General features: G+C 70.2%; 24 protein-coding genes. 15 read left to right on the top strand and 9 right to left on the bottom strand.

What is annotated here, in order from left to right; all coding sequences use genetic code 11:
• Positions 1–289: 289 nt before the first annotated feature.
• Positions 290–883: a hypothetical protein gene (locus IEZ17_RS15505; protein ID WP_189300427.1), complete on the bottom strand. Its 594-nt coding sequence runs from the start codon at positions 881–883 to the stop codon at positions 290–292.
• 324 nt (positions 884–1207) lie between these two features.
• On the opposite strand from IEZ17_RS15505, the gene hemL reads away from it, so the two are divergent.
• From hemL to ccsB, 7 genes are all read left to right on the top strand, one after another.
• Complete coding sequence (hemL, locus tag IEZ17_RS15500; protein ID WP_189300425.1) at positions 1208–2515, top strand: glutamate-1-semialdehyde 2,1-aminomutase; 1308 nt, start codon at positions 1208–1210, stop codon at positions 2513–2515.
• A 26-nt stretch (positions 2516–2541) separates the two neighbouring features.
• Positions 2542–3222 (top strand): histidine phosphatase family protein, encoded by a 681-nt coding sequence (locus tag IEZ17_RS15495; protein ID WP_189300423.1) that lies wholly within the window; start codon positions 2542–2544, stop codon positions 3220–3222.
• Positions 3223–3368: 146 nt separating this feature from the next.
• Positions 3369–4664: a polysaccharide deacetylase family protein gene (locus IEZ17_RS15490; RefSeq protein ID WP_229852282.1), complete on the top strand. Its 1296-nt coding sequence runs from the start codon at positions 3369–3371 to the stop codon at positions 4662–4664.
• A gap of 61 nt (positions 4665–4725) precedes the next feature.
• Entirely contained in the window at positions 4726–5340 is a 615-nt protein-coding gene (locus tag IEZ17_RS15485; RefSeq protein ID WP_189300421.1) for a TlpA family protein disulfide reductase, read from the top strand.
• A 4-nt stretch (positions 5341–5344) separates the two neighbouring features.
• Positions 5345–6106 (top strand): cytochrome c biogenesis CcdA family protein, encoded by a 762-nt coding sequence (locus IEZ17_RS15480; RefSeq protein WP_189300420.1) that lies wholly within the window; start codon positions 5345–5347, stop codon positions 6104–6106.
• Between the two features lie 3 nt (positions 6107–6109).
• The gene (gene resB, locus IEZ17_RS15475) at positions 6110–7954 is read left to right on the top strand and encodes a cytochrome c biogenesis protein ResB (RefSeq protein WP_189300418.1); all 1845 of its coding nucleotides are present in this window, start codon (positions 6110–6112) and stop codon (positions 7952–7954) included.
• The gene (ccsB, locus tag IEZ17_RS15470; protein WP_189300417.1) at positions 7951–9036 is read left to right on the top strand and encodes a c-type cytochrome biogenesis protein CcsB; all 1086 of its coding nucleotides are present in this window, start codon (positions 7951–7953) and stop codon (positions 9034–9036) included. The genes resB and ccsB overlap by 4 nt, the downstream gene beginning before the upstream one ends.
• A 188-nt stretch (positions 9037–9224) precedes the next feature.
• Here the strand turns inward: ccsB and IEZ17_RS15465 are convergent, their stop codons facing one another.
• The 4 genes from IEZ17_RS15465 to IEZ17_RS15450 form a co-directional block, all read right to left on the bottom strand.
• The gene (locus IEZ17_RS15465; RefSeq protein ID WP_189300415.1) at positions 9225–10652 is read right to left on the bottom strand and encodes an alkaline phosphatase family protein; all 1428 of its coding nucleotides are present in this window, start codon (positions 10650–10652) and stop codon (positions 9225–9227) included.
• Between the two features lie 192 nt (positions 10653–10844).
• Positions 10845–11474, bottom strand: a complete 630-nt coding sequence (locus IEZ17_RS15460) for a DUF4291 domain-containing protein (protein WP_189300413.1) — start codon at positions 11472–11474, stop codon at positions 10845–10847.
• A gap of 71 nt (positions 11475–11545) precedes the next feature.
• On the bottom strand, positions 11546–12106 hold the full coding sequence (locus IEZ17_RS15455) for a nucleoside deaminase (RefSeq protein WP_229852281.1): 561 nt from the start codon (positions 12104–12106) through the stop codon (positions 11546–11548).
• Between the two features lie 88 nt (positions 12107–12194).
• Positions 12195–12695, bottom strand: a complete 501-nt coding sequence (locus IEZ17_RS15450; protein ID WP_189300411.1) for a PLD nuclease N-terminal domain-containing protein — start codon at positions 12693–12695, stop codon at positions 12195–12197.
• An 87-nt stretch (positions 12696–12782) separates the two neighbouring features.
• Between IEZ17_RS15450 and IEZ17_RS15445 the strand changes: the two genes are divergently transcribed.
• On the top strand, positions 12783–14237 hold the full coding sequence (locus tag IEZ17_RS15445; RefSeq protein ID WP_189300410.1) for a menaquinone biosynthesis decarboxylase: 1455 nt from the start codon (positions 12783–12785) through the stop codon (positions 14235–14237).
• The gene (gene mqnP, locus IEZ17_RS15440; RefSeq protein ID WP_189300408.1) at positions 14234–15154 is read left to right on the top strand and encodes a menaquinone biosynthesis prenyltransferase MqnP; all 921 of its coding nucleotides are present in this window, start codon (positions 14234–14236) and stop codon (positions 15152–15154) included. Before IEZ17_RS15445 ends, mqnP begins: the two co-directional genes overlap by 4 nt.
• Before the next feature lie 155 nt (positions 15155–15309).
• On the opposite strand, the gene IEZ17_RS15435 is transcribed toward mqnP, so the two are convergent.
• Genes IEZ17_RS15435 through IEZ17_RS15425 form a run of 3 tightly spaced genes read right to left on the bottom strand, consistent with a single transcriptional unit; the run spans position 15310 to position 16592 of the window.
• Positions 15310–15690 carry a PIN domain-containing protein gene (locus IEZ17_RS15435; RefSeq protein WP_189300406.1) on the bottom strand — a complete coding sequence of 127 codons (381 nt, stop codon included), beginning with the start codon at positions 15688–15690 and terminating at the stop codon, positions 15310–15312.
• On the bottom strand, positions 15687–15944 hold the full coding sequence (locus tag IEZ17_RS15430) for a hypothetical protein (protein ID WP_189300404.1): 258 nt from the start codon (positions 15942–15944) through the stop codon (positions 15687–15689). Before IEZ17_RS15430 ends, IEZ17_RS15435 begins: the two co-directional genes overlap by 4 nt.
• A gap of 54 nt (positions 15945–15998) precedes the next feature.
• Positions 15999–16592 (bottom strand): rhomboid family intramembrane serine protease, encoded by a 594-nt coding sequence (locus IEZ17_RS15425; protein ID WP_189300402.1) that lies wholly within the window; start codon positions 16590–16592, stop codon positions 15999–16001.
• A 109-nt stretch (positions 16593–16701) separates the two neighbouring features.
• On the opposite strand from IEZ17_RS15425, the gene IEZ17_RS15420 reads away from it, so the two are divergent.
• Entirely contained in the window at positions 16702–17439 is a 738-nt protein-coding gene (locus IEZ17_RS15420) for a UbiX family flavin prenyltransferase (RefSeq protein WP_189300400.1), read from the top strand.
• Here the strand turns inward: IEZ17_RS15420 and IEZ17_RS15415 are convergent.
• On the bottom strand, positions 17436–17573 hold the full coding sequence (locus tag IEZ17_RS15415) for a hypothetical protein (RefSeq protein ID WP_189300398.1): 138 nt from the start codon (positions 17571–17573) through the stop codon (positions 17436–17438). The two genes, IEZ17_RS15420 and IEZ17_RS15415, sit on opposite strands and share 4 nt — an antisense overlap.
• A gap of 121 nt (positions 17574–17694) precedes the next feature.
• Between IEZ17_RS15415 and IEZ17_RS15410 the strand changes: the two genes are divergently transcribed.
• From IEZ17_RS15410 to IEZ17_RS15390, 5 genes are all read left to right on the top strand, one after another.
• Complete coding sequence (locus IEZ17_RS15410) at positions 17695–18153, top strand: Lrp/AsnC family transcriptional regulator (RefSeq protein WP_189300396.1); 459 nt, start codon at positions 17695–17697, stop codon at positions 18151–18153.
• 195 nt (positions 18154–18348) lie between these two features.
• Positions 18349–19512 (top strand): aminofutalosine synthase MqnE, encoded by a 1164-nt coding sequence (mqnE, locus tag IEZ17_RS15405; RefSeq protein WP_189300508.1) that lies wholly within the window; start codon positions 18349–18351, stop codon positions 19510–19512.
• Between the two features lie 32 nt (positions 19513–19544).
• Complete coding sequence (locus IEZ17_RS15400) at positions 19545–20069, top strand: GNAT family N-acetyltransferase (RefSeq protein ID WP_189300394.1); 525 nt, start codon at positions 19545–19547, stop codon at positions 20067–20069.
• A gap of 96 nt (positions 20070–20165) precedes the next feature.
• Positions 20166–20453, top strand: coding sequence for a DUF4229 domain-containing protein (locus tag IEZ17_RS15395; RefSeq protein ID WP_189300392.1), 288 nt, complete (start codon positions 20166–20168; stop codon positions 20451–20453).
• Positions 20454–20910: 457 nt separating this feature from the next.
• Positions 20911–22269: a dicarboxylate/amino acid:cation symporter gene (locus IEZ17_RS15390; RefSeq protein ID WP_189300390.1), complete on the top strand. Its 1359-nt coding sequence runs from the start codon at positions 20911–20913 to the stop codon at positions 22267–22269.
• Positions 22270–22314 lie beyond the last annotated feature (45 nt).

The following is a 22314-nucleotide window of genomic DNA, read 5'->3' as shown; positions in this document are numbered from 1 at the left end:
CGCTGCCCTACGAGGCGCGCCCCGCGGCGGCGCAGGTCCGGACGCACCGGGTCCGGACGCACCGCCCCGCACGCCGCCTTACGCGCTGCGCTGCCCGCCGGACGCCGCCCGCCGCTCGCCAGACGCCGCGTGGGCTCCCCTGCCGCGGCCACCGGTCTGCGGCACCGGCCCGGTCATTCCCGCGGCAGCCCGGAGACCCGGAATCCCGGGCCACGCGTCAGTGCCGCACCAGGTGTCAGCGCCACACCGGGCGTCAGCGCCACACGGGACGTCAGGACCGCACCACGCGTCACGGCCACACCAGGCAGTAGGCCTGGTGGCCTGCCTCGTGCAGCCGGTGGCTGAAGTCCTGCCACTCGTGCAGCAGCTGGTAGACGCTGAACGCGTCGCGCGGGCCGCCGCGGTCGGGGACGGTGGACCAGATGAAGGCAGCCGCGCCGACCGACTCCTCGCCGACGCCGCGCAGCGGGTCGACCACGGTCATGGGGAGCTTCACGACGGCGTAGTCGGGGTGGAGGACGACCAGTTCCAGCGGGGGAACCTTATGGAGCGGTATGCCCTCTATACCGGTGAGGACCATGGCGGCCATCGTCTCCGGCTTGATCTTGGAGAACATGCCGCCCATACCGAGCTCGTCACCGCCGAGTTCCTCGGGGCGCATGGAGATCGGGACGCGGGCGGCCGTGGCGCCGTTGGGGGCGCCGAAGTATTTGTAGGTCACCCCCATGCGCGCGCCCCTGGTTTCCCCGCCCGTAACGCTTTCGGTGTTCTCGCGCCGGTCGTCCGTGATGTCCTCGGTCCCCTCGCGCCGGTGACGGCCGCGCTGGGCGCGCTCGGGACCCCGGTCATCGGTTCCCTCGCCCAGTTCGCCACCGCGATGCATATCTCCACCCGACCACTCGCAGCCCCAGCCGCGCAACCCGATCATCGTCTCAGAGACCTCCCCCGTCACCGGCGCGTGAAACGCCCGGCCGCACGCCCCCGTGCGCCTCTGAGACCATTGCTTGCGTGACTTACTCGTACGACGCCCCAGTTTCGCAGACGCGCGGGGGCTGACGCCCGGTCGTGAGCGAGAGGAACGAAAAAGAAACCAAGAGGGAATCAAGCGGTGCCGAACGGCGTCCGCGCGTGGATTCCCGCACCCTTGTCCGCCGGGCCGTGTCCGCGCGCCGCCGCCCTCCCACCGTTTGTGCAGGTCAGGATCACTGTGTCTTTTCCGTATGAAGCCCCTGTTTCGCAGTCGCTGTTCGACCGCGCGTCCGTCGTGACGCCGGGCGGCGTGAATTCTCCGGTGCGGGCGTTCCGGGCCGTGGGCGGTACGCCCCGGTTCATGGTGTCCGGTACCGGTCCGTACCTCACCGATGCCGATGGTCGGGAGTATGTCGACCTGGTGTGCTCGTGGGGACCGATGATCCTCGGCCACTCGAACCCCGAGGTGATCGCCGCGGTCCAGGAGGCGGTCGCCCGCGGTACGTCCTTCGGGACGCCCGGCGCCGGCGAGGTCGAGCTGGCCGAGGAGATCGTGGCGCGGATCGCGCCGGTCGAGCAGGTGCGGCTGGTCTCCAGCGGCACCGAGGCGACGATGTCGGCGATCCGGCTGGCGCGCGGGTTCACCGGCCGGGCGAAGGTGGTCAAGTTCGCCGGCTGCTACCACGGGCACGTCGACGCGCTGCTGGCCGCGGCCGGTTCGGGTGTGGCGACCTTCGGGCTGCCGGACACCCCCGGTGTGACCGGCGCACAGGCCGGCGACACCATCGTGCTGCCGTACAACGACATCGAGGCGGTGCGCGCCGCGTTCGCCGCGCACCCGGGCGAGATCGCCTGTGTCATCACCGAGGCGTCGCCGGGCAACATGGGCGTCGTGCCGCCGCTGCCCGGCTTCAACCAGGGCCTTGCGGACCTCTGCTCCGAGAACGGCGCGCTCTACATCTCCGACGAGGTCATGACCGGCTTCCGGGTCAGCAAGGCCGGCTGGTATGGAATTGATGGAGTTCGTCCGGATCTGATGACCTTCGGGAAGGTCATGGGTGGCGGCTTCCCGGCCGCGGCGTTCGGCGGGCGCGCCGAGGTGATGGCGCATCTGGCGCCGGCCGGACCCGTCTACCAGGCGGGCACCCTGTCCGGGAACCCGATCGCCACCGCCGCGGGTGTGGCGCAGCTGCGGCTGCTGGACGACGCCGCGTACGAGAAGGTCGACGCGGTCTCGGCGGAGGTGCGGGGCCTGGTCACCGCGGCGCTGGCCAAGGAGGGCGTGGCGCACCGGCTCCAGGTCGCCGGGAACATGTTCTCGGTCTTCTTCGCGGATGCCGAGGTCACCGACTACGAGGCGGCCAAGCGGCAGGAGTCGTTCCGCTTCACCGCCTTCTTCCACTCGATGCTGGCGCAGGGCGTCTACCTCCCGCCGTCCGCGTTCGAGTCCTGGTTCGTGTCGACCGCGCACGACGCCGCGGCCGTCGAGCGGATCGCCGCCGCGCTGCCGGCCGCCGCGCGGGCCGCGGCCGAGGCGACGGCGTGAGGGGGGCGGACCGGGAGATGGGTGACATGAGCAGCCAGGACATCACCGTCGTGCATCTGATGCGGCACGGCGAGGTGCACAACCCCGAGGGTGTGCTCTACGGGCGCCGGCCCGGCTACCACCTCTCCGACCTGGGGCGGAAGATGGCCGACCGGGTCGCCGAGCACCTCGCGGAGCGGGACATCACCCATGTGGTGGCCTCGCCGCTGGAGCGCGCGCAGGAGACGGCGGCGCCGATCGCCGGGCTGCACGGGCTGGCGACGACGACCGACGAGCGGCTGATCGAGGCGGCCAACGTCTTCGAGGGCAAGACCTTCGGGGTGGGCGACGGCGCGCTGAAGAAGCCGGGCAACTGGAAGTACCTGACGAATCCGTTCCGGCCGTCGTGGGGCGAGCCGTACATCGAGCAGGTCGTCCGGATGATGGCGGCGCTCGGTGCGGCGCGGGACGCGGCCCGCGGGCACGAGGCGGTGGCGGTCAGCCATCAGCTGCCGATCTGGATCGTCCGCAGCTTCGCCGAGCGGCGCCGGCTGTGGCACGACCCGCGGAAGCGGCAGTGCACGCTCGCCTCGCTGACGTCGTTCACGTTCCACGGCGACAAGATCATCTCGGTGGGGTACAGCGAGCCGGCGCGCGACCTGGTTCCCTCCCACCTCCTGGCCGGCGCCAAACCCGTCAAGGGGAAGGCCAAGGCTTTTGGGGCCTGAAAAGACGTCATATGGCGGAATGTCATATTCGGCAGAAATGAAAAGTGTGAGCGATTAGCGCGGATCCTCACCCCCCGACATGCTCTCTACACCGATGTCCGTTTATATGGGTATTGGGTTCGTCGAGCACGGATGGGGACGACGGTATGGGCGCGATAAGTCGGCGGGGCTTGCTGGGGATGGGAGTGGGAGCAGCCGCGGCACTGGGCGTCGCCGGGTGCTCGTCCGCCGGCCGGGGTGGGCTGGAGAAGCAGCGGGTGGAGAACTCGGTGCAGGCGCGTCCGAACCTCATCGGCGACGGTTCGACGGCGAATTACGGGGAGCAGCCCCATCAGCCCGGCGCGCCCGAGCGGCTGGAGCCCGGCCAGACCCCGCCGCAGTTCGTCATCTTCTCCTGGGACGGGGCGGGAGAGGTCGGCAACGGCCTCTTCCCCCGGTTCCGGAAGCTCGCCAAGGACCACGGCGCGTCCATGACCTTCTTCCTCTCCGGGCTGTATCTGCTGCCCGAGGAGAAGAAGCACCTCTATCTCCCGCCGAACAACGAGCCGGGCGCCTCCGCCATCGGTTATCTCAGCGATACGCACATCAGGGAAACCCTGACCAATGTGCGCGCGGCATGGCTGGACGGCCACGAGGTCGGCACCCACTTCAACGGCCACTTCTGCTCCGGCGGCGGCAGCGTCAAGCACTGGACGCCCGAGCACTGGCAATCCGAGATAGACCAGGCGGTGCAATTCGTCACCAAGTGGCGTACCCACACCGGCTTTGCGGAGGCGGAACCGCTGCCCTTCGACTACCGCAAGGAATTGGTCGGCGGCCGTACGCCCTGCCTGCTCGGCCAGGAAAACCTGCTGCCCATCGTCCGGGAACTGGGCTGGCGCTATGACGCGAGTTCCCCCGGCGGCCTCCAGATGTGGCCCAGGAAGAAGCACGGGATCTGGGACTTCCCGCTCCAGCAGATACCGTTCCCCGGTCACCCTTTCGAGGTGCTCTCGATGGACTACAACATCCTCTTCAACCAGTCGAAGAATTCCACCAAGGCACCGCCGGCCAACTACCCGGGCTGGCGCCAGCAGGCCACCGACGCGTATATCTCCGGATTCCGCCGGGCCTACGAGACCAATCGCGCGCCGTTCTTCATCGGCAACCACTTCGAGGAGTGGAACGGCGGCATCTACATGGACGCCGTCGAGGAAGCGCTCAAGCACATAGCCAACGAGCGGAACAAGGACGTCCGGCTGGTGTCCTTCCGGCAGTTCACCGACTGGATAGACGCCCAGGACCCCCGAATAGTCCGCAAGCTCCAGCAGATCGGCGTCGGCGAGGAGCCGGACGGCGGCTGGAGGACGTATCTGTCGCTGTCCGAGATCGGAGTCTCGCAAGCCGCGCCGGGAGGGGCCGGCAGCGACCCTCGGGACCCGCCTGACATGCCTGTTTGGTGAGGGCGCGGCGGTGCGAGGGGGGCGCGGAAGATCCGGAATCAGCCCATGCGAAACTTTTCACATGTGTGACAGCCGCGCCCCCCGCCGCCTCACGAGCCGGCGCCGTCTCGCCCTGCTCGCCGCAGGAGCCGCGGTGGCCTCGCTGACGCTGAGCGCCTGCGGGGACGGCGCCTCCGGCGGCTCGGCGCAGACCCGGTTCGTCCAGGGCAAGAACGGCGTCGACACCGTCAAGCCCGACGAGCGGCAGCCGGCGCCCGACCTGTCCGGCGAGACCACCACCGGCAAGAAGCTGGACGTGGCCGACTACAAGGGCAAGGTCGTCATCATCAACGTCTGGGGGTCGTGGTGCGGGCCCTGCATCGCCGAGGCCCCGAACTTCGCCAAGGTCGCGAACGACACCAAGGACAAGGGCGTCCAGTTCATCGGGATCAACACCCGCGACTCCGAGAAGTCGCAGGCCAACCAGTTCGAGGAACAGCACCAGGTGCCGTACCCGAGCCTGTTCGACCCGACCGGCCGGCTGATGCTGCGCTTCCCCAAGGGCAGCCTCAACCCGCAGTCCATCCCCTCCACGATCGCCATCGACAAGCACGGCCGGATCGCCGCCCGCTCGATCGGCCCGCTCGCCGAGGACGACCTGCGCAAGATGGTCGACCCGCTGATCGCCGAGAAGTGATCGCGTGATCGCGCTCGCCGCCACCGCGCAGAGCCAGACCGTCCTCTCCGGCGCGCTGCTCGCCGCGGTGCCCGTCGCCCTCTTCGCCGGACTGGTCTCGTTCTTCTCCCCCTGCGTCCTGCCGCTGGTCCCGGGCTACATGTCGTACGTCACCGGCGTCACCGGCACCGACCTGGCGGAGGCCCGGCGCGGCCGGATGCTGGCCGGCGCCTCCCTCTTCGTCCTCGGCTTCACCGCCGTCTTCGTCTCCACCGGCGCCCTCTTCGGGTTCTTCGGGCAGAACCTCCAGAACTACAAGGACACCATCTCGCGCGTCCTCGGCGTGCTGATGATCCTGCTCGGGCTGGCCTTCGCGGGCGTGCTCAAACGCTTCGGCCAGCGCGAACTGCGCTTCCACAAGAAGCCCGCCATGGGACTGGCCGGCGCGCCGGTGATCGGGATGCTCTTCGGCGTCGGCTGGACCCCGTGCCTGGGCCCCACCCTCACCGCCGTCAACACCCTCTCCCTCTACCAGGCCAGCGCCGTCCGCGGTGCCCTGCTGACCGTCGCCTACTGTCTGGGGCTGGGCCTGCCGTTCATCGCCGTGGCGCTCGCCTTCCGCCGGGTGCTCGGGGCGTTCGGCTGGGTCAAGCGGCACTACGTGTGGGTCATGCGGATCGGCGGCGGCATGATGGTCGCCCTCGGCATCCTCCTCGTCACCGGCGTCTGGGACAGCCTGATGTCCGAGCTCCAGAGCTGGACGCAAAGCTCCACCGTTGGGATCTGATTGATGTCCACCAAGACCGACACCACCGGCGAGCCGGACGCCGCCGCGGACCCGGCCAGTGATCTCGGCGCCGCCGGATCCCAGCTCTCCACCGCGCCCCAGGAGGACATCGGCCTCCCCTCGCTCGGCCCCCTCGGCTGGGCGCGCTGGTTCTGGCGGCAGCTGACCTCGATGCGGGTGGCGCTGCTGCTGCTCTTCCTGCTGTCGATCGGCGCGATCCCCGGTTCCCTGATCCCGCAGACCAGCATCGACCCGGTCAAGGTCGACCAGTTCAAGGCCCAGCACACCACCCTCGGCGAGGTCTACGACAAGCTGGGGATGTTCCACGTCTACAGCTCGGTCTGGTTCTCGGCGATCTACCTGCTGCTGTTCATCTCACTGATCGGCTGCATCGTGCCGCGCAGCTGGCAGTTCGTCGGGCAGCTGCGCGGTCGCCCGCCGGCCGCCCCGCGCCGGCTGACCCGGCTTCCCGCGTACACCACGTGGCGCACGGAGGCGGACCCCGAGGAGGTCCTGGAGGCGGCCGGGCGGATGCTGAAGAAGCGCCGCTTCCGGGCCCACCGGTCCGGCACCGCGGTCGCCGCCGAGAAGGGCTACCTCCGTGAGGTCGGCAACCTCGTCTTCCACGTCGCCCTGATCGTGATGCTGGTGGCGTTCGCCGTCGGCAGCCTGTGGAAGTCCGAGGGCGGCAAGCTGATCACCGAGGGCGACGGCTTCTCCAACAGCCTCACCCAGTACGACGACTTCAAGTCGGGGCCGTTCTTCGACACCGACACCATGGCGCCGTTCGGCTTCACCATGAACTCGTTCGACGCCACCTACGAGCGGACCGGCCCCCAGAAGGGCACCCCCCGCACCTTCCGCGCCAACATCAGCTACTTCACCGGCGCGGACGGCACGGAGCACAAGAGGGCGCTGGAGGTGAACACCCCGCTCGACGTCGAGGGCTACAAGGTCTACCTGCTCTCCCACGGCTATGCGCCGGTCGTCACCGTCAAGGACGGCCGCGGCCAGGTCGTCTACCACGGCGCGGTGCCGTTCCTCCCGCAGGACCCGAAGAACTTCACCTCCTCCGGTGTGGTGAAGGTGCCGGGCGCCGAGACCAAGGACGGCAAGCGCAACCAGCTGGGCTTCCAGGCGCTGTTCGTCCCGACCTTCGGCGGCAAGAACTCCGGCTCGATGTTCTCCCAGTTCCCCGCGCCGGACTTCCCCGTCCTGTCGGTGAACGCCTGGCACGGCGACCTCGGCATGGACTCCGGGCTCCCGCAGAACGTCTACCAGCTCGACACCAAGCGGCTGAAGCAGTACAAGGACGCCGGCGGCGACATCTTCAAGAAGATGCTGCTGCCCAAGGACCGGGCGACGCAGATGATGAGCCACTCCGGTGCCACGCTGTCGCCGCAGGAGATCGAGGCCGAGTCCACGATGCGGCTCCCCAACGGCGAGGGCTCCATCACCTTCGACGGCATCAAGACCTGGGCCAGCTTCAAGATCACCCACCAGCCCGGCAACGGCCTCGCGCTGACCGGCGCGGTCGCCGCCCTGGTCGGCCTGGCCGCCTCGCTGTTCATCCAGCGGCGCCGGGTGTGGGTGCGCGCGGAGAAGGGTGCGGACGGCGTCACCGTCGTCGAGATGGCCGGCCTCGGACGCAGCGAATCGGCCCGGCTGCCGGAAGAACTGGCCGGCCTCGCCGTGGCGCTGGTGCCCGACGCCCCCATCGCCCCGGACGCCGGGCCACAGCCCGATACGGAAGCCACGGACGGGCCCGCGGCCCGCACCGACCAAGACCCGACGGAGCCCACCGACTCTGCCGATCCTGCTGACCCCTCCGAAGGAGCGCGCGCGTGAACCTCGCTGCCGCAGCCAACGAGACACTGGCTCACAACAGCAATCTGCTGGTCTATTCGGCGATGGCTGTCTACACCCTCGCCTTCGTGGCCCACATGGCCGAGTGGGTGTTCGGCAGCCGCAGCAGGGTCGGCCGTACCGCCGCGGCCCTGACCACCGAGGCCAAGGCGCCGACGACGGTGTCCGTCCAGGTCGCGCAGAAGGGCGGTACCGCCGTCCTGGAGCGGCCGAAGGTCATCACCAAGGCCGTGGCCGGCGCCCGCGACGTCCCGGACGGCCCCGGCGCGCACGGCGGCACCGAGAAGGGCGACCTCTACGGCCGGATCGCCATCTCGCTGACCGTCCTGGCCTGGGCGCTCCACGTGGGCGGTGTGATCACCCGCGCCCTGTCCGTGCAGCGCGCCCCCTGGGGCAACATGTACGAGTTCTCCACGACCTTCGGTGCGGTCGCGGTGACCCTCTACCTGGCCCTGCTGCTCTTCAAGAAGAACGTCCGCTGGATCGGCCTGCCGCTGGTCACCACCGTCCTGCTCGACCTGGGCCTGGCCGTCAGCGTGCTGTACACCGCCAGCGACCAGCTGGTGCCCGCGCTGCACTCGTACTGGCTGTGGATCCACGTCTCCTGCGCGATCCTCTCCGGCGCGGTGCTCTACATGGGCGCGGTCGCCACGCTGCTGTTCCTCTTCCGCGACCGCCACGAGGCCAAGCTCGCCGACCCGCAGGGCAAGCAGCCCGGCGCCTTCGCCACCTCCGTGCTGGAACGGCTGCCCTCGGCCGCCTCGCTCGACAAGTTCGCCTACCGCGTCAACGCCACCGTCTTCCCGCTGTGGACGTTCACCATCATCGCGGGCGCCATCTGGGCCGAGGCCGCCTGGGGCCGCTACTGGGGCTGGGACCCCAAGGAGGTCTGGTCCTTCATCACCTGGGTCGCGTACGCCTGCTACCTGCACGCCCGCGCGACCGCCGGCTGGAAGGGCCGCAAGGCCGCCTGGCTGGGCCTGATCGCCTTCGCCTGCTACCTCTTCAACTACTACGGCGTGAACATCTTCGTCACCGGCCTGCACTCCTACGCCGGAGTCTGAGCCGCCCCGCGGTCCGCGCCGCGACGTACCGGTGCCGTACGGAGACGGCCTCACCACGAGGCCGGCCCCGTACGGCACCGTCGTAGGCAGGGACATCACGGATGCGGTCGGGGATGCGGTCGGAGACGAGGCCGGAGCGAGGTCGTCGACGTGGTCGGGGAACGGTCGGGGCGCGGTTCAGGGAGCGGTCAGCGGCGCTTGCGCCCGCCGTGCTCCTGCTGCGGCGGCTTCTGCGCGGCCCCCGGCAGCTTCGGCTTGGGCAGATGCGCCACCTCCCACTTCGCCTCGGACAGCTGCTGGGCGGTGTCGTGCGGCAGCCGCGGCGGGTGGTGCGCCGGGGTGTGGAACCCGAACGCCGAGGTCAGATCGCCGAACGTGTCCCGCCGCCAGGCGCTGATGTTGGGCTCCTCGACGCCCGTGAAACGCTCCAGGAACTGGAGCACCGAGGTGTGGTCGAAGGCGTCGCCGGCCGCCCAGCCGCCCACCGTCCAGGGCGAGACGATCAGGCACGGGACACGGAAGCCGCCGCCTATGGGCAGGCCGTGCACGAACTCGTCCTTCGTCCCCTTGGGCGGCACCGGCGGCGGCACATGGTCGAAGAGGCCGTCGTTCTCGTCGTAGTTGAGGATGAAGGCCGTCTTGGCCCACACCTTGGGGTTGCTGGCGATGGCCTCGATCTTCTGGGCCACGAAGTCGGCGCCGGCGGCCGGCAGGTAGTCGGGGTGCTCGGACTGGTAGCTGGTGGGGATTATCCAGGAGACGGCCGGCAGTCGGTCGTTGCGGGCGGCCTCCTCGAAGGCGCCGGCCGGCCCCGGCCGCATCCCGCGCTCGTACAGCGCGCTGCCCGGTTTGGAGTCCCGGAACGTCTGGAACTGCTTGAGCAGATTGCAGCCGTAGTCGTCCTCCTCCTGGTAGACCTTCCAGCTGACGCCGGCCTTCTCCAGCCGCTCCGCGTACGTGGTCCAGCGGTACGCCCTGGGCGCGGTGTTGTCGAGGATCGGGCCGCCGCGGGTGCCGCGGGGGTCGAGGGTGCCGGTCATCCAGTACAGACGGTTGGGCCAGGTCGGGCCGAAGACCGAGCAGAAGTAGTTGTCGCAGAGGGTGAACGCCTCCGCGAGGGCGAACTGGAACGGGATGTCCTGGCGGGTGTGGTAGCCCATCACGTACGGGCCGTTGACGCCGTCGGCCTTGCGGTGCGCCGGCAGCCAGCGGTCCATCCTGCCGCCGTTCCACGCCTCGTGCTGCACGGACCAGGCGTGGCTGGTGGACGGGATGGCCTGGGCGCTGGAGGTGTGGGTGTTGAGGCGGAACGGCAGCAGATACCCGTCCGGGTTCTGCGGGTCCGGCTGGTAGAAGACGGACCGGCCGTCGGGGAGCTTGATCGCGTGCGGGTCCGCGAAGCCGCGGACGCCGCGCAGGGTGCCGAAGTAGTGGTCGAAAGAACGGTTCTCCTGCATCAGCATGACGACGTGCTCGATGTCGCGGAGCGAGCCGTGACGCGGCGGGCCGGCGGCGACGGCCTTCTGGACGCTGGGCGGCAGCAGCGACAGCGCGGCGGCCCCGCCGAGCGCGCCGGCCGCCGAGCCGAGGAGTCTGCGTCGGGTCATGTCGGGCATTTGTGCCACTCTCCCTGAGTCGCGTGAACCCTCAGTGGGCCGTCCCGACTGTGACGTTGTGGCAGTTTCGCGGGCAGGGGGAGGTTGCTGAACGATGCGTCAATTGGCCGTGAACAGACCAGAGTTGGCTGATCGGTCCTACGCCTCATACGTCACATGACGAAGCGCGCGACCACTGGCGCACCGCTCCGGCTACGCCTTTGTGGCGATTGACGAGGACACGCGGCTTACGCCCGGAGTTCCCTCGGGCGCCGGGTACGGGCGCTCCTCGGGGAGCAGGGCCCGGGCCGCCGTGAGCTCCCCGGCCCGCACCAGCGCATGGACCTCGCGCGCCAGCGCCGTCACATCCCGGATGCCGACCGTCCAGGCGTCCGCGTAGCGCCGCGACGCCTCGCCGGCGAGCCCCAGCTGAAGCGAACGATACGGCAGCGGACGCAGCCGCAGATCGCGCTCCGGGTCCCACTGCACCCGCGCCGGCGACCGCTTCAACTCCCGCTGCCAGGCCGCCCGGTCGGGATACTCGCCGGGGTCGTGGTGCGACAGACAGGCGTTGCCGGGCGCCCAGTCGAAGCCGGCCCGGTCGATCTCGACGGCGAGCACCGTCTCCTGGTCCGCCTTCGCGCCCCAGCCGCAGCGGTACATCATCCACAGGAACGACGGCTTGATCCATGTCATCCGGTCCCGCTTCCAGGCCGCCGGGAAGCGGCCGTCCCGGGCGGCTGGCAGGCCCAGTGCGGGCGCGTACGCCTGGTACACGGTGACGGTCTCGGCGGTATACAGCGCCCGGATACGGCGCGCCGGTTCGGTGGTGCCGGTGCTCATGGCCGCATCCTGGCGGACGGCGCGGCGCGCGGGCCACCGGATTACGCGCCACAGCGGGCGCACCGGGCGCCTCATCCGCCCCCGATGTCCTCCTGCCACAGCGCCGGCTGCGCCCCGATGAACTCGCGCATCATCGCCGCGCATTCGGGGTCGTCCAGCAGCACGATCCGCACCCCGTGCCGGGCCAGCCAGTCATGGCCGCCGTGGTAGGTCCGGGCCTCGCCGATGACCACCCGGGAGATGCCGAACTGGCGGACCAGACCGCTGCAATACCAGCAGGGCGAGAGAGTGGTGACCATCGTGGTGCCGCGGTAGCCGCGCTGCCGTCCGGCCGCGCGGAAGGCGGCGACCTCGGCGTGCAGCGACGGATCGCCGTCCTGGACGCGGCGGTTGTGGCCGCGGCCGAGCAGCGCGCCGTCCGGGCCGTAGAGCGCCGCCCCGATCGGGATGCCGCCCTCGGCCAGCCCCGCCTTCGCCTCCTCCACGGCGGTCGCGAGCATCGCGCGGGCCTGCTCCTGGACGTGGTCGGGGTGCCCGGTCGGGTCGCTGTGGCCGTCGACGCCGCCGTGCAGCCGGAACTCGTCGCGGTCCTGCCCCCAGTCCTGCGTCCGGCTCTGATCCCGTGCGTCCATGCCGGCCACTCTGCTCGCCGGGACGCGCGCCGGCAACGGGAACGGGGCCGTACGGCCGCGACGGCGGCCCGGCTCGGTCCTCTGCGGCTCAGTCCTTCGCGGCCGGCGGGGTGTCCTCCGGGCCGCCGTGGCCGCCCTTGCCCTGCGGACCGTCGGCGGTGCCGTCTGCGCCCTCTGTGCCCGCTGCGTTCTTCCCGTTCTCCTGCTTGCGCCGGAGCTCCTCCTCGCGGCGCCGGAGGTCGGCCTCCCAGTCCTTCAGCAGCGCCTCGTCCTTCTTGTTCTCTTCCTTGAGGGACCGCAGGAAGTCGGGGTTGTCGTCCGGGGCCACCCAGTTCCCGCGGGGGCTCGCGCTGTGGTTGCGGTGCCATTCGGACGGCGTGCTGCCGCCGCCGCCCTGCGCCGGGTGGCGCGCCTTGCCCGCCACCAGCCAGGCGATCGGCCCGACCAGCACCTCGCCGAACAGCAGGATGACGATCACCCAGACCACCTTCGGCAGTCCGCGGACCTGCGACTCGGGGGTGTTGAGGCAGTCGATGAAGGCGTAGATCCACAGCGCCAGCACCAGCAGGAACGGCAGATACCTGAGCATTGCGGACGGTCCCCCTGCGGACGGCGGCGGGCTCCCGCCGGGGCCCGGTGACCCGTACAGGGTAGTGCGTACCGGATACTGGAGCGCATGGCTTACGACGATCTTCGCTCCCTGCTGCGGGCCCTGGAGCGCGAGGGCGACCTCAAGCGCGTCAAGGCCGAGGTCGACCCGTATCTGGAGGTCGGCGAGATCGTGGACCGGGTGCAGAAGTCCGGTGGCCCGGCGCTGCTCTTCGAGAACGTCAAGGGCTCGTCGATGCCGCTGGCGATGAACGTCTACGGCACCGACCGCCGGCTCCTCAAGGCGCTCGGCCTCAAGGCGTACGAGGACATCAGCGACAAGATCGGCGGGTTGCTCAGGCCGGAGCTGCCGCAGGGGTTCGTCGGCGTCCGCGAGGCGTTCGGCAAGCTCGCGAACATGACCCATGTCCCGCCGAAGAAGGTCAAGGGCGACGCCCCCGTCCAGGAGGTCGTGCTCCAGGGCGACGAGGTCGATCTGGAGCGGCTCCCGGCGCTGTTCACCTGGCCGAAGGACGGCGGCTCCTTCTTCAACCTGGGCCTGACGCACACCAAGCACCCCGAGACGGGCGTCCGCAACCTGGGCCTCTACCGCCTCCAGCGCCACGACAGGCGCACCATCGGCATGCACTGGCAGATCCACAAGGACAGCCGCAACCACTACCAGGTCGCCGCCAAGCGCGGCGAGCGGCTCCCGGTCGCCATCGCCTTCGGCTGCCCGCCGGCCGTGACGTACGCGTCGACCGCGCCGCTGCCGGGCGACATCGACGAGTACCTCTTCGCGGGCTTCCTCCAGGGCAAGCGGATCGAGATGGTCGACTGCAAGACCGTCCCGCTCCAGGTCCCGGCCAACGCCGAGGTCGTCATCGAGGGCTGGCTGGAGCCCGGCGAGATGCTGCCGGAGGGCCCGTTCGGGGACCACACCGGCTTCTACACGCCGCAGGAACCGTTCCCCGCGCTCACCATCGACTGCGTCACGATGCGCCGCCGGCCGCTGCTCCAGTCGATCGTCGTGGGCCGCCCGCCGACCGAGGACGGGCCGCTGGGCCGGGCGACCGAGCGGTTCTTCCTCCCGCTCCTCAAGATCATCGTCCCGGACATCGTGGACTACCACCTCCCGGAGTCCGGCGGCTTCCACAACTGCGCGATCGTCTCGATCGACAAGAAGTACCCGAAGCACGCCCAGAAGGTCATGCACGCCATCTGGGGCGCCCACATGATGTCGCTGACCAAGCTCATCGTGGTGGTCGACGCGGACTGCGACGTGCACGACCTCCACGAGGTCTCCTGGCGGGCGCTCGGCAACACCGACTACGCCCGCGACCTGACCGTGGTCGAAGGCCCCGTCGACCATCTCGACCACTCCTCGTACCAGCAGTTCTGGGGCGGGAAGGCGGGCATCGACGCCACGAAGAAGTGGCCCGAGGAGGGCTACACACGAGACGGCGGCTGGCCGGACATGGTCGAGTCGGACCCGCGGACGGCCGCGCTGGTCGACCGCCGCTGGAAGGAGTACGGGCTGTGAGCGCGGCAGAAGGAGTCATCGGCGGCCCGGGGCCCGCACAGCCGGACAGCCGGGTACGGGCGTTCCTCCGCCTCGTCGTCATCGAGCACTCGGTCTTCGCGCTGCCCTTCGCCTACATCGCGTCCTTCACCGCGATGCACCGGCTGGACCGGACCGTCCACTGGGGCCGGCTGCTGCTCGTCACCGTCGCCATGGTCGGCCTGCGGACCTTCGCGATGGCCGTCAACCGCATCATCGACCGGGAGATCGACGCCCGTAACCCGCGCACGGCCGGCCGCGAGCTGGTCACCGGCGCGGTCTCGGTCCGCTCCGCCTGGACCGGTGCGCTGGTCGCCGTGGTCGTCTTCCTGGGTGCGGCGGCGCTGCTCAACCCACTGTGCCTGGCGCTGGCGCCGGTCGCCGTGATCCCGATGGTGGTCTATCCGTACGGCAAGCGCTTCACCAACTTCCCGCACGCGATCCTCGGGTTGGCGCAGGCCATGGCCCCGGTCGGCGCCTGGATCGCGATCACCGGCGAGTGGTCCTGGGAGTCGGTGATCCTCGGCCTCGCGGTCGGCATCTGGATCGGCGGCTTCGACCTGATCTACGCCTGCCAGGACGTCGAGGCGGACCGGGCGAACGGCGTGATGTCCGTGCCGGCCCGCTTCGGTGTGCCGGGCGCGCTCTGGGGGGCGCGCTGGTGCCATGTCGTCACCACCGCGCTGCTGGCGTGGTATGGCGTCGCCATCGGCGCCGGCGTCTTCTTCTGGGCCGGGCTGGTGATCGTGGCGGCGGCCTTCTGCTACGAGCACGCCATCGTCCGCCCGCACGACACCTCGCGCCTCAACCGGGCGTTCTTCCAGGTCAACAGCTTCATCGGGATCGCGCTGTTCGTCTGCGCGCTGCTCGACCTGTTCGTCCGCGGTCTGACGCCCTGACGCTCCCACGCCCTGACGCTCCGACGCCCTGACGCCCCGCAAGCGGCGATCCGGCCGGGACGGCCTGACGGTGTGTCCCGGCCGGCCGCCGGTCAGCCCTCGGCGATCGGCCAGGCGATCAGCCGGGGTGGGTCCACAGCTCGCCGCGGCACGTGTCAGGCGTTGAGGTCCAGGACGCGGACTGCTTCCCCTCCCCATCGCTGTGGAGCGGTGGTGGCCACGATCGCGCCGTCGGGGCGGTCGGGGGTGGGTTGCGCCGTGTACTGGCAGTGGGCCGCGGCCCAGGTCTGCTGCCGTGCCACGGTCAGGGCGGCGGGCAGGTCCAGGTCCAGGACGGTGACGCCGGGCAGCGCGGCCAGGTGCTCGGCTGTGCCGGGCCGGGCGCGGTCTGCTTCCACCAGGGCGCATGCGGGCGCGTACAGATACCAGCCCGGCTCGGTGTGGGCGCGGTGGATGAGGCGTGAAGCGAGGGGGTTGCCCTGACCTGCCGCTGCCATCGCGGTCTCGTCCAGGACGATGTGCAGGGCGTCGCTCACAGGCGGGTCACCTGGCCCAGGCGCCGGTCGAGCTCACCGTCGAGGTCCCGCTGCTCGGCCGGGGTGGGGGCGTACCCGTTCCACTTCTTCAGCAGGGTCCGGGCCTTCTCGGCGCGTTCGGCGCGCTCGGCCGGGGTGAGCAGGGTCTCGGCCAGGCGAGCCAGGTAGGCGCGCAGCGACAGGCCCTCGGCGGCTGCTATGGCGGCGAGCCGTTCCTTGGCCTCTTCAGGGATGCGGATGTTGGCATCGGACATCGTCGTGGTCCTTCCCCACTCCCGTGGTACGGGTACGTACCCGTACACCCCAGACTACGGGACGGGTCGGACGGCCGTCCCCGCTGTCACCGCCCGGCCGCGCTCGCGGAAGACGAACGCCGCCAGCACCCCGCCGATCAGCCCGAACAGATGCGCCTGCCAGCTGATGCCGCTGTCGGTCGGCAGCGCGCCCCAGACGATCGAGCCGTAGACCGCGCCGACGGCCACGCCGATGCCGATGTCCAGGAGCTTGCGCTCGATGAAGCCGCGCACCAGGAGGAAGCCGAAGAGCCCGAAGACCACGCCGGAGGCGCCCGCGGTGTTGCTGTGCGGCGCGGCCGTCAGCCAGACGCCCACACCGCTGACGAGGATGATCAGCAGCACGACCGCGAGGAACCGCCGGATCCCGCTGCGCAGCGCGGCGACGAAGCCGAGCACCAGCAGCGGGAGGGTGTTGGCCGCCAGATGGCCGAAGCCGAAGTGGATGAAGGCGGCGGGCACCACGTCGAGGAGCCCGGTGGGCTCCCGGGGCTGGATGCCGAAGCTGTCGAGGGCGTTGCCGCTGACGAGGTCGACGCCTTCCAGGACCCACAGCAGCGCGATCCAGCCCAGCATCAGGCAGACCGCGGACCTGGCCCGTGATGTCATCTCCGCCCCCTCGTCCTCGGCTTGTTCCGGTGACTCCCCGGCTCCGTCCGGGCGCACAGGTAAGAACGGTCGTGACGGCCCCGGTGGTTCCGCCGGATAGGCTCGATCCGTGGAGCCGCCGCACAACGACATCAGCAAGCAGACGAACACCGGCAAGCCGGACGCGGGCCGCCGCCCGTGGGTCGTCGGGATCTCCGGCGCGTCCGGGACGCCGTTCGCCGCGTCCGTGGTGCGCGGGCTGCTCGCGGCCGGGGAGGCGGTGGACCTCGTCGTCAGCCGGGCGTCGCGGCTGACCCTGCTGGACGAGACCGGGATCGCCTTCCGCGATGCGCAGTGGCGCGGGGATCTGCGGGAGTGGCTGGCGCGCGGGGCGGACGGCAAGCCGGAGACGTTCCCGGTCACCGAGGAGTCGCTGGCTCCCGTCCGGTACTGGCCGGCCGGGGATCTGGCGGCGGGGCCGTCGTCGGGTTCGTATCCGGCGAAGGGGATGCTGATCGTCCCGGCGAGCACGGCGTGCGTGGCCGGGGTGGCGCTGGGGCTGTCGAAGGATCTGCTCCAGCGGGTGGCGAGCGTGACGCTCAAGGAGCGGCGCCGGCTGGTGGTCGCGGTGCGGGAGACCCCGCTCAGCGGTCCGACGCTGAAGCACCTGGTGGCGCTGGACGAGGCGGGCGCGGTGGTGCTGCCCGCCTCTCCGGCGTTCTATGCGGGCGCGACGCACATCCAGGATCTGGTGGACTTCGTCGCGGGCCGGGTTCTCGATGCGGCAGAGGTGCCGCACGGTTTGTACCGGCGGTGGGAGGGGGAGCTGGGGGGTGGCTCCAAGGGGGAGGCCCCCGACGCTCCCTAGCGCTTCTTCGAGGCGGCGGCGCGGCCGAGGCGGCGCCGGGCCCGCGGGGTGGCGGGCTGGTGGGCGGCACGTGAACGATTGGCCTGGTCCTGAAGCTCGCGCATGCGGGCGTAGGCCATCTCGATCGAGTACACGGTGACAACTCCTGTGCAGATCGTCGTTGATCGTAGAGAGAATCGCAGGGCCGAAAGCCCTGATGCCTTAGATTCTACATGCAGAACGCAAAAAAGTAGAAAGATTGGAAGGCTAGAGGGCATGGACGCGGTGGATAGGCAGCTCATCCAGGCACTTCGCGAGAACGGCAGGGCCTCCTATGCGGAGCTCGGCCGGCTCGTCGGCCTCTCCGGACCCAGCGTCACGGACCGGATCAACCGCCTCGAAGCGGCCGGCGTGATCACCGGCTACCGCGCGACGGTCGACGCCGCCTCGCTCGGCCTCGGCGTCACCGCCCTGGTCGGCATCTCCCTGTCGGACGCGGCCGACCACGAGGACGTCGCCCGCCGGCTCAAGGACCTCGCCGAGATCGAGGACTGCTGGTTCATCGCCGGCGACGACTCGTACATGCTCAAGGTCCGGGTGGGCGACGTGGACGGGCTGGAGCGCACCATCCGGCGGCTGTCCGGCACCAAGGGCGTCTCCCGTACGCGGACCACCATCGTGCTCTCCACCAAGTGGGAGAACCGCGTCGGCGACCTGCCCGAAGAGGACGCGTAGGCGACCACCGGCGGGCGGCGGACGGTCGCCTCCCGACGGGGCCCTCCCGGGCCCGTCACGCAGGCCGTCCGCCGGGCCCCCAAGGGGCCTCCGTGCGCCGCGAAACCGGGGGAGTAGGCTCGGCGAAGCTCGTTTTTCGCACGAAACGGCCAGTGACACACACAGATAGTGGGAGGCGACCGGATGGCTGCGTCGATGGATGTGGGCCTCAAGCGCGAGCTGGAGGCGAAGGTCCACGCCGGGGAGCGGCTGACCCGCGAGGACGGCATCGCCCTCTACGAGTCCGACGACCTGGCCTGGCTGGGCGGGCTCGCCCATGAGGTGCGGACGCGGAAGAACGGCGACGCCGTCCACTTCAACGTCAACCGCCACCTCAACATGACCAACGTGTGCACCGCGTCCTGTGCGTACTGCTCCTTCCAGCGCAAGCCGGGCGAGAAGGACGCGTACACGATGCGCATCGAGGAGGCCGTCCGCCTCGCCAAGGCGATGGAGAACGAGAACCTCACCGAGCTGCACATCGTCAACGGCCTGCACCCGACGCTGCCGTGGCGCTACTACCCGCGCTCCCTCAAGGCGCTCAAGGAAGCCCTCCCGGAGGTCTCCCTGAAGGCGTTCACCGCCACCGAGATCCACCACTTCGAGACGATCTCCGGCCTGACCGCCTCGGAGATCCTCGACGAGCTGATCGACGCCGGCCTGGAGTCGCTGACCGGCGGCGGCGCCGAGATCTTCGACTGGGAGGTCCGGCAGCACATCGTCGACCACCGCACCCACTGGGAGGACTGGTCGCGGATCCACCGCCTCGCGCACGAGAAGGGCCTCAAGACCCCGTGCACGATGCTGTACGGGCACATCGAGGAGCCCCGCCACCGCGTCGACCACGTCCTGCGGCTGCGCGAACTCCAGGACGAGACCGGCGGGTTCCAGGTCTTCATCCCGCTGCGCTACCAGCACGACTTCGTCGACATGCAGGACGGCAAGGTCCGCAACAAGCTCCAGGCGCGGACGACCATGGCCAGCGGCGCCGAGGCGCTGAAGACCTTCGCGGTCTCCCGGCTCCTCTTCGACAACGTCCCGCACGTCAAGGTCTTCTGGGTCATGCACGGCGTCCAGACCGCCCAGCTCGCCCTCCAGCACGGCGCGGACGACATGGACGGCTCGGTCGTCGAGTACAAGATCACGCACGACGCGGACAACTACGGGACGCCGAACAAGCTCACCCGCGACGACCTGCTGGACCTGATCCGCGACGCGGGCTTCCGCCCCGTGGAGCGCAACACCCGCTACGAGACCATCCGCGAGTACCCGGGCCCGGACCCGGAGCGCCGCGAGGCCCCGCAGCCGATGCGCGTCTGACGCTGTCAGTGGCGCGCAGTAGGGTCCAGGCCATGAACGTGCGTTTCGACCTGGACCCTTCTGTCACCCCGGAAGTCCGCGACGGGATCTGCGCGTTGTGGGCGGACGTCAGCAACGCCGGCGGTGCGGTCGGCTTCGTCCCGCCCGTGACGCAGGAGGAGATCCGGCCCGATCTGCTCGGGCATCTGACGGAGCTGGCCAAGGGCCGCAAGCGCCTGCTGATAGGCCGCGACGAGGACGACCGGGTGGTGGCCACCGCCTTCCTCACCCTGAATCCGCACCGCCTGATGACCCACTGGCTGTGGGTCTACACCGTCATGGTCCACCCCTCCCTCCAGGGCCGGGGCACCGGCCGCGCCCTGATGGCCGCCGTCGAGGACGCCGCCCGCGGAATCGACGGGATCACCGGCATCCGGCTCACCTGCCGCGGCGGCATGGGCCTGACCCGCTTCTATGGATCCTGCGGCTACGAGGAGGTCGGCCGGGTCCCCGGAGCGATCAAGGTCGCCGACGGCGACTTCCGCGACGACATCACGATGTGGCGGCAGCTGGACTGACGCGGCCCGGTGCTGGGGGCCCGGAAGATCGCCCCGGGCGCTGTGCTTGACTGGACGGAGACCCTTTCGGTTGCCGTTGAGAAGAAGGTCCCGTCCGTGAGTAGCCCCAAGTTCGCCACGCTCCGCTACACCGCCCTTCGCATCGGCCTGTTCGTCGCCTGCTTCGCCGTGGTGTGGGTGCTCGCCTTCTTCGGGATCATTCCGCTCGGCGTCGGCAGCTCCAACACCATCTGGCTGCTGCTGCTCGCCATCGTGATCTCCGCGCCGCTCAGCTTCGTGCTGCTGCGCAAGCAGCGGGACGCGATGTCCGAGCAGATCGTGGCCAAGGTGGACCGCCAGAAGGAGCGGCTGGCGGCCAACCAGAGCATGGAGGACGGGCTCTAGGGTCTCTCCGGTGCCCGCACGGCACACCCGCACGACCCCTCCTCCCCGAGGCGGCGGGCTGTAAGACGCGTCACTCCGGCGCGCGTCCCGCCCTGTGAAACCGACCGGCGCCCGGTCCGCGGAGTCCCAACTCCCAGGACCGGGCGCCGTTTTGCCTGCTCGGCCGCCGGCCGCCCGGCCCCTCCGCACCCCAAAGAATCTCTTTGGGTTCCTCAAAGTTCAAGTGTTAACGTATCGGACATGACGACAGCAGCCGCGCCCTCGACACCCATGAGCGTCCCGCTCGTGGAGCGCCTGCACGTCGATCTCTGCCGCTGTCTGTCCGCGGCCTGTCGCTGCCGCTGACGCCTTCCAGCGGCCGGAGATCCCTGCCTGTACGTACGGACCTCCTGGCGCCCCTTCACGCCGTTCCCGACGTCCCGCGTCCTACGTCTGACCCGTTCCCGGAGTGTGTCCGTTGTCCACGTCTGCCCAGACCCCCGCGCCCGCACAGGCGCCCCGGTCCCCCAAGTCCTCCCGAATACCCAAGATCCCGTTCTGGGCGCAGATCCTGGCCGGCCTCGCCCTCGGCGTGCTGCTCGGCTGGATCGCCAAGAGCGGTGACATCGGCTGGCTCGGCTCCACCCTGGAGCACATCGGCGACCTCTTCGTGCAGCTGCTCAAGCTGGCCGTCGCCCCCCTGGTCTTCTTCGCGATCCTGGTCTCGATCACCAACCTGCGGCAGGTCAACAACGCCGCCAGGCTCGCCACCCGCACGCTGCTGTGGTTCATGGTCACCTCGCTCATCGCGGTCGCGATCGGCCTGGCCATCGGCCTGCTGACGCACCCCGGCGCGGGCACCGGCCTGACCCCCAAGGACGGCAAGCTCCCCCAGCACACGGGCTCCTGGATCGACTTCCTGACCGGCATCGTGCCCACCGACGTCATCACGCCGTTCACCCAGCTCAACGTCCTCCAGATCGTCTTCATCGCGGCCGTCGCCGGCATCGCGGCGCTCCAGCTCGGCGAGAAGGCCGAGCCGGTCCTCAAGATCAGCCGCTCCGCCCTGGAACTGCTCCAGAAGGCCCTGTGGTGGGTCATCCGCCTCGCCCCGATCGGCACCGTCGGCCTCATCGGCCACGCCATCGCGACGTACGGCTGGAACCTCATCGGCAAGTACGCGACCTTCACCGTCGACATCTACGTCGGCTGCGCGCTGGTCCTCTTCGGCGTCTACCCGCTGCTGCTCTCGACCGTCGCCAAGGTCAACCCGCTCCAGTTCTTCCGCGGCGCCTGGCCCGCCATCCAGCTGGCCTTCGTCTCCCGCTCCTCGGTCGGCACCATGCCGGTCACCCAGAAGGTCACCGAGCGCCTCGGCGTGCCGAAGGAGTACGCCTCCTTCGCGGTGCCGTTCGGCTCGACGACCAAGATGGACGGCTGCGCCTCGATCTACCCGGCGATCGCCGCGATCTTCATCGCGCAGATCTTCAACGTCCACCTGGGCATCGCCGACTACGTCCTGATCGCCTTCGTCTCGGTCATCGGCTCCGCCGCCACCGCCGGCCTCACCGGCGCCACGGTCATGCTGACCCTGACCCTCTCCACCCTGGGCCTCCCCCTGGAGGGCGTCGGCCTGCTGATGGCCATCGACCCGATCCTGGACATGATGAGGACCGCCACCAACGTCGCCGGCCAGTCGGTCATCCCGATCCTGGTCTCCGCCCGCGAGAAGATCCTGGACCGCGACGCCTTCGCGCACGCCACCAGCATCCGCATCGGCGCCACCGACGCCACCGACGCCGAGCCCGAGAAGGTCTCCGTGGCGGCTGCTGCCTAGCCTGAGCTTGTCCTGCGGCTGTGCCCCGATCCTTGAGGTCGGGGC

It is taken from the genome of Streptomyces albospinus, from assembly GCF_014648695.1.
Classification (GTDB): domain Bacteria; phylum Actinomycetota; class Actinomycetes; order Streptomycetales; family Streptomycetaceae; genus Streptomyces; species Streptomyces albospinus.
Note: the sequence above shows the minus strand (reverse complement) of the source record. Positions and strands in the feature narration are given on the sequence as shown.

Coding starts and splice junctions, on each gene's coding strand:
- IEZ17_RS15505 (WP_189300427.1), bottom strand. CDS start 883: ATGCATCGCGGTGGCGAACTGGGCGAGGGAACCGATGACCGGGGTCCC.
- IEZ17_RS15495 (WP_189300423.1), top strand. CDS start 2,542: ATGAGCAGCCAGGACATCACCGTCGTGCATCTGATGCGGCACGGCGAG.
- IEZ17_RS15490 (WP_229852282.1), top strand. CDS start 3,369: ATGGGCGCGATAAGTCGGCGGGGCTTGCTGGGGATGGGAGTGGGAGCA.
- IEZ17_RS15485 (WP_189300421.1), top strand. CDS start 4,726: ATGTGTGACAGCCGCGCCCCCCGCCGCCTCACGAGCCGGCGCCGTCTC.
- resB (WP_189300418.1), top strand. CDS start 6,110: ATGTCCACCAAGACCGACACCACCGGCGAGCCGGACGCCGCCGCGGAC.
- IEZ17_RS15465 (WP_189300415.1), bottom strand. CDS start 10,652: ATGCCCGACATGACCCGACGCAGACTCCTCGGCTCGGCGGCCGGCGCG.
- IEZ17_RS15460 (WP_189300413.1), bottom strand. CDS start 11,474: ATGAGCACCGGCACCACCGAACCGGCGCGCCGTATCCGGGCGCTGTAT.
- IEZ17_RS15455 (WP_229852281.1), bottom strand. CDS start 12,106: ATGGACGCACGGGATCAGAGCCGGACGCAGGACTGGGGGCAGGACCGC.
- IEZ17_RS15450 (WP_189300411.1), bottom strand. CDS start 12,695: ATGCTCAGGTATCTGCCGTTCCTGCTGGTGCTGGCGCTGTGGATCTAC.
- IEZ17_RS15445 (WP_189300410.1), top strand. CDS start 12,783: ATGGCTTACGACGATCTTCGCTCCCTGCTGCGGGCCCTGGAGCGCGAG.
- IEZ17_RS15430 (WP_189300404.1), bottom strand. CDS start 15,944: ATGTCCGATGCCAACATCCGCATCCCTGAAGAGGCCAAGGAACGGCTC.
- IEZ17_RS15425 (WP_189300402.1), bottom strand. CDS start 16,592: ATGACATCACGGGCCAGGTCCGCGGTCTGCCTGATGCTGGGCTGGATC.
- IEZ17_RS15410 (WP_189300396.1), top strand. CDS start 17,695: ATGGACGCGGTGGATAGGCAGCTCATCCAGGCACTTCGCGAGAACGGC.
- mqnE (WP_189300508.1), top strand. CDS start 18,349: ATGGATGTGGGCCTCAAGCGCGAGCTGGAGGCGAAGGTCCACGCCGGG.
- IEZ17_RS15400 (WP_189300394.1), top strand. CDS start 19,545: ATGAACGTGCGTTTCGACCTGGACCCTTCTGTCACCCCGGAAGTCCGC.